4 protein-coding genes and 1 pseudogene are annotated in these 5699 nt (G+C 54.4%); all 5 read left to right on the forward strand.

Features of this window, described 5'->3' with window-relative positions; all coding sequences use genetic code 11:
- Window positions 1-420: pseudogene (locus ACLL9E_RS00005) on the forward strand (molecular chaperone); the annotation flags it as partial.
- A 24-nt stretch (window positions 421-444) separates the two neighbouring features.
- Complete coding sequence (locus ACLL9E_RS00010) at window positions 445-3159, forward strand: carboxypeptidase regulatory-like domain-containing protein (RefSeq protein ID WP_411289693.1); 2715 nt, start codon at window positions 445-447, stop codon at window positions 3157-3159.
- A gap of 107 nt (window positions 3160-3266) precedes the next feature.
- Window positions 3267-4085, forward strand: coding sequence for a cytochrome b/b6 domain-containing protein (locus ACLL9E_RS00015; RefSeq protein ID WP_411289694.1), 819 nt, complete (start codon window positions 3267-3269; stop codon window positions 4083-4085).
- Entirely contained in the window at window positions 4082-4855 is a 774-nt protein-coding gene (locus ACLL9E_RS00020; protein WP_411289695.1) for a molybdopterin-dependent oxidoreductase, read from the forward strand. The genes ACLL9E_RS00015 and ACLL9E_RS00020 overlap by 4 nt, the downstream gene beginning before the upstream one ends.
- A gap of 62 nt (window positions 4856-4917) precedes the next feature.
- On the forward strand, window positions 4918-5699 hold a 782-nt coding region (locus tag ACLL9E_RS00025), incomplete at its 3' end, for an alcohol dehydrogenase catalytic domain-containing protein (RefSeq protein ID WP_411289696.1).

Genomic DNA, 5699 nt, shown 5'->3' on the forward strand with positions numbered 1-5699 from the left:
AAAACGGCGCCTGCCGATGGTTCGAAAAGCGAAGCCGAAGGATTGAAGATTCAGCTTATTCCTATTTACGGGATCAGCATTCCCGTCATCGTCCGAAAGGGCAACCTCCAGGCGACAGCGGCCTTAAACAATGTGCGCCTCGGTAAAGATGAGGTTGGGCCAACTCTCGAATTTGATCTGAACCGTTCAGGCAGCAGATCACTTTTCGGCGAAATACATGTGTCCAAGCCGGGCGCTTCCGAGCCGCTTAGCGTCACAAAGGGTATTGCGGCCTATCCCGAAACCCCGCGCCGGAAAGTATCCATTGGCTTGGCTCCGGAAATTGCTGCCAAAATGCACGGCGAGGTCGTCATCTCCTATTTTGAAGCGCCCGAAGCTGGTGGCGGCCTCATAAGCCAGGTGCGTTCAGTTCTACCCTAAGCTTTTTAGGTCAACTGGTCTGACATGGGCACATTTTTTCATAAGGCCGTAAAGGTATTGACGGCTCTGGCCGTTGCGACCGGGGTCGTGGTGATGCCGGTTGCGCCTGCATTTGCGTCTGGCTGGCAAGCCAATGAAGACGACGCGCTCTTGTTTGATGTGCGCGTTGGCCAGTGGCGCGTTGGCGACGGCATTCGCGGCTATCAGACCGACACTGGCGTGTGCATCGATTTCGCGGACATCATCATGGCTTTCGACTTGCCTGTTCGCCTCGACAAAAAGTCGCGCCGCGCAACTGGTTGGTTGTTTGAGGAAAGCCGTACATTCACGTTAGACCTTGAATCTAATATAGTACAAATCATGAACAAATCGCAAAATCTGGCAGCTACAGATGTGCGGGACGTTCCGGAGGGATATTGCGTCGACAGCGATGTGCTGGCCCAATGGCTGAATGTGAACTTAAAAATCGATCAAGCAAATGCTTTGATCATTGTCAGCGCAGATCGCAAATTGCCCTTCGAGCTTGCGGAAGAGCGCAAAGCACGGGCTGGCAAAGTGCGGCCACCAATGGAATTTGATCTCGGCACTTTGCCACAAGCCCGCAATCCATATAAATTCTTTCGGACGCCCTCTGTTGATATTGTCGCCTCGATCAGCGCAGCTCGTGACAAAATGGCGAGCAACCGCGCCGATGCACGCTACGAAATTTATGCGAGCGGGGACATTGCCGGAGCGTCGTTCGACGCGCGTCTGTCATCAAATGGCAAAGGCATTCCAGAAAGCCTGCGTGTGCGTGCTTACAAAACCGAATCTGAGGGCAGTCTGTTAGGACCATTGAATGCAACGCATTTTGCCTTGGGCGATGTTGCGACGAACGCAACGGCTCTCGGGATTCAGTCGACTGCCGGACGCGGGGCATTTGTCACAAACCGCCCACTTAACCGACCAGCTAGCTTTGACCGCACGGTGTTTCGGGGCGATTTGCCCGATGGCTGGGATGCCGAGCTCTACCGCAACGACCAGCTGATCGCCTATGTCCAGAGCCGTGGTGACGGACGATTTGAATTTCTCGACGTGCAGTTGCTTTATGGCCAGAACCGCTTTGAAGTGGTTTTGTACGGACCGCAGGGTCAGGTTCGCCGAGAAGTGAAAATGATTCCCGTTGGTCTCAATTCGATACCGCCGCGCGAAACCTATTATTGGGCGGCAATCCAGGATGCGGGGCGCGACCTGATCAATCTGGGTAGCAGCGAACAAAATGATTATCTGGGATGGCGCGCTGGTGTTGGACTAGAACGGGGCCTTGACCCAAAGACGTCAGTCGCAGCATCATTATTTTCATCGATGTTGCGCGGACAGCGCCAATATTATCTTGAAGGATCCGTTCGCCGAGCAGTCGGCCCATCTTTGATAGAACTGGCGAGTGCATCGAATCTGGTCGGTGGCTATGCGCTCCGCGGACAAATGCTGGCGCAGGTCGGCCAGACGATGGTCACGGGTGAAAGCGCATGGCTGTTCGGCAATTATCAAAGCGAACGGTATGACCGCGACGTCCGGCGTTTAAGTAGCATGTCTCTTGACCACGCGATCAAAGTGGGCAGGCAATATCTGCCGCTGCGTGGTGAAGTCCGGTATATTGAACGTACAGGCGGCGGAAGCCGTCTTGAAGCTGCTTCGCGTATATCGTTTAATATCAACCAATTAAACGCGAGCGCAGAACTGGAGTGGTCGCAGGATCGCAACAGGGGAACGGTTGATCCATCATCCCGGCTTGACGCAGCCTTGCGTCTTTCCGGACGTGTAGGGGGACTTCGTCTGCGCGGCGAAGCAACCTTTGCGCTTTCCGGAGAAACGGGCTTTCGCGAGTCCAAGATTACGGGTGAGTGGCGAGCGGGCGAGCGCGCGGACTGGAAAGTTGAGGCAGGCTATTCCGCAGGGGACTCGCGCAGTCGCCTCGCCCTAGGACATAGCCGCCGTTTCAAACATTTCGCCATCACCGGGCAAGTGGAAGTCGCCAACGACGGATCGGTTGCCGCGGGGCTGAACCTTGCATTTAGCCTGGGGCCAAACCCGCACAATGGCGGCATGCGCGTCGCTGCCGATAAGCTTGCATCTTCCGGTCAGGCTTTTGCCGTTGTATTTCAGGATGATAATGCAGATGGCATCCGGCAACCCAATGAGCCTGTACAAAAAGATGTCGAGTTAACAGCAGGAATGACTGGCCGCGGCCGGCCAACTGACGCGCAAGGCCGCACGATCATCGACGGGCTTCAGCCTTATGAGCAAATCCTGATCGGTATCGATGCGTCGAGCTTGCCCGATCCGTTTGTCCAGCCAGCAACCAGCGGGATCGTCATTACGCCGCGCCCCGGCATTCCAACAGTAATCGAACTTCCCCTCGTTTCGGCGGGCGAGATTTCGGGAAATTTGCAGCGGGAGGGTGGCAAAGCACTTAGCGGTGTCGACATCGAGCTATTGAATAAGAACGGCGACGTCATAAAGGCTACGCGTTCCGAATATGACGGCTTTTTCCTTTTTGAATTTGTGCCTTACGGTGACTACCGCATCCGCGTCGCACCACTGTCCGCGAACGTCGTCGGCGTCGCGTCGGAATTGCCGGGTATATTTGCATTGGGGAAAGCCGGCGGCAGTGTCGACGTCGGCATCATCATTGCCAAAGCCGTTCCACGTCTGGCTCAAACGGCAACAGGCATAAGCGGCGCTGCGCAGGGGCCATAAAATCCTCGCGCGATGCATCCAATCCGGCATGGCTTCGTTGCTGTTGCGTAACTTTTTGTTATCGCCTAGCCTTTGGCAGATAAATTTGTAGGTGTGGAGCAGTCACAATGGCGCAGAGCACGGGTAAGAGACATCACCTGTTTACGCGCATTTGGCATTGGTTAAATGCCCTTTTCATTACAACGTTGTTGATGAGTGGTCTGATGATCTTCAACGCTCATCCGCAGCTTTATTGGGGTGAATATGGGTCGCGCGAGGATTATGCGTGGCTGCAAATCGACGACACCCGCACGACCGGATTTGTGCGTATTGGTTCCGCGCATGTTGAAACCACCGGCGTGCTTGGGCTATCCATGGATGGTGATAACAAAGTGCGCAGGGTAGCCTTTCCCGGATGGGCTACTATCCCCACGGATTACAGTCTGGCTGCTGCTCGGCGGTGGCATTTTGCTTTTGCGTGGATGTTTGCGCTCGGTTTGACAGCCTTCATGCTCATTTCCTTGTTCAATGGCCACATTTTCAAGGATTTGCATGTCCGGCGTTCAGAGTGGAGCCTGAAAGCGATTTGGGAAGATATCAAAAATCACGCCCGGCTGCGTTTCAATGACGGGCATGACGCAGGGACGTATAACTTTCTGCAAAAATTCAGTTATATTGGTGTGATTTTTATAGTGCTGCCGATGATAATCCTGACCGGTATCACGATGTCTCCAGCCATGAACGCAGCGTGGCCCTGGCTGCTGGATATATTTGGGGGGCGACAATCGGCGCGGTCGATCCATTTTATTGCTGCAACGATTTTGGTAAGCTTTGTGGCGGTGCATCTCATCATGGTAGTTTTGTCTGGGCCAATCACTGGTATTAGGTCCATGATTACTGGGCGGCACGCCATATCTTCTAAGTCCGCAGACGGAGAATCATCATGACTGATGGACACAAATATCTCCAAAGGCGTGATTTTTTGCGTTCCGTGACCTTGGGCAGCAGTGCGCTGATCCTAAGCGGGTGTGACGCCATGAATGAAAATGCGACATTCCGCGAAGCGTTGCGCACGGCCGAAAAGTTAAATCAGGTGACGCACCGGTCCTTGACGGATCGTGCAACGCTGGCGCCGGAATTTGCGATGTCTGACATTTCGCCTGTTTTCAAAACAAATGGCTCGATCACTGCAACGTCGGCTGAGTATGTCGCGCATGTCGGGAACAACTTTGCCGACTGGCGGCTGCGAGTCGATGGTATGGTCGCCAACCCATTGGCGATTGGGCTAGACGCGTTAAAAGCCATGCCGTCACGCACGCAAATCACGCGGCATGATTGCGTAGAAGGATGGAGCGCAATTGCGCAGTGGCAAGGCACACCGCTTCGACTTTTGCTTCAGCAGGCCCGCGTGTCGTCACATGCCAAATATATCGTCTTTCATTGTGCCGACAATTATGGCGCGCGACCTTATTATGAATCGATCGACCTGATCGATGCGTTTCACCCGCAAACGATATTGGCTTGGGGCATGAACGGTGAAACTCTGCCAGTAAAATATGGTGCACCCATTCGTCTGCGGGTGGAAAGGCAGCTCGGCTATAAGCAGGCAAAATATGTCATGCGCATTGAGGCGACCGACGATCTGACGAAATTCCACGGAGGGAAGGGTGGATATTGGGAGGATGTCGGCGATTATGAATGGTATGCGGGAATCTAGGCTTGCGCGACCGTGCTGTTAATGGAAAAGCCATTGGCGGATAGTCAGGAGACCCAAGCAATATGAAGACCCGCGCTGCCGTTGCATTTGAGGCTAAAAAGCCGTTGGAAATTGTCGAGCTGGATCTGGAAGGCCCCAAGGCTGGCGAGGTGCTGGTCGAGATCATGGCGACTGGGATTTGCCATACCGATGCCTATACGCTTGATGGCTTTGACAGCGAGGGGATATTTCCAAGCGTTCTGGGCCACGAAGGCGCAGGCATTGTTCGCGAAGTAGGAACAGGTGTGACTTCGGTGAAGCCTGGCGATCATGTCATTCCTTTGTACACGCCCGAATGCCGTCAGTGCAAAAGCTGCCTTTCGGGCAAGACCAACTTGTGCACTGCGATCCGTGCGACGCAGGGCAAGGGGTTGATGCCTGACGGAACCTCGCGGTTCAGCTACAAGGGCCAGACCATATTCCATTATATGGGATGCTCGACCTTCTCGAACTTCACCGTGCTGCCTGAGATCGCGGTTGCCAAAATCCGCGAAGACGCGCCTTTTCAATCAAGCTGCTATATCGGTTGCGGTGTCACGACAGGTGTAGGCGCAGTGGTCAACACGGCAAAGGTGCAGGTTGGCGACACTGTTGTTGTCTTCGGCCTTGGCGGGATTGGTTTGAACGTCATTCAAGGCGCGCGGCTTGCAGGGGCTGGCATGATCATCGGGGTCGACATTAATCCTGACCGTGAAGAATGGGGCCGCAGGTTCGGCATGACAGCGTTCCTGAACTCGAAGGGCATGAGCCGCGAAGATGTCGTGGCCAAAATCGTGCAGATGACCGATGGCGGCGCGGATTATAC

The sequence above is a fragment of the Sphingorhabdus sp. genome (assembly GCF_046596595.1).
GTDB lineage: Bacteria > Pseudomonadota > Alphaproteobacteria > Sphingomonadales > Sphingomonadaceae > Sphingorhabdus_B.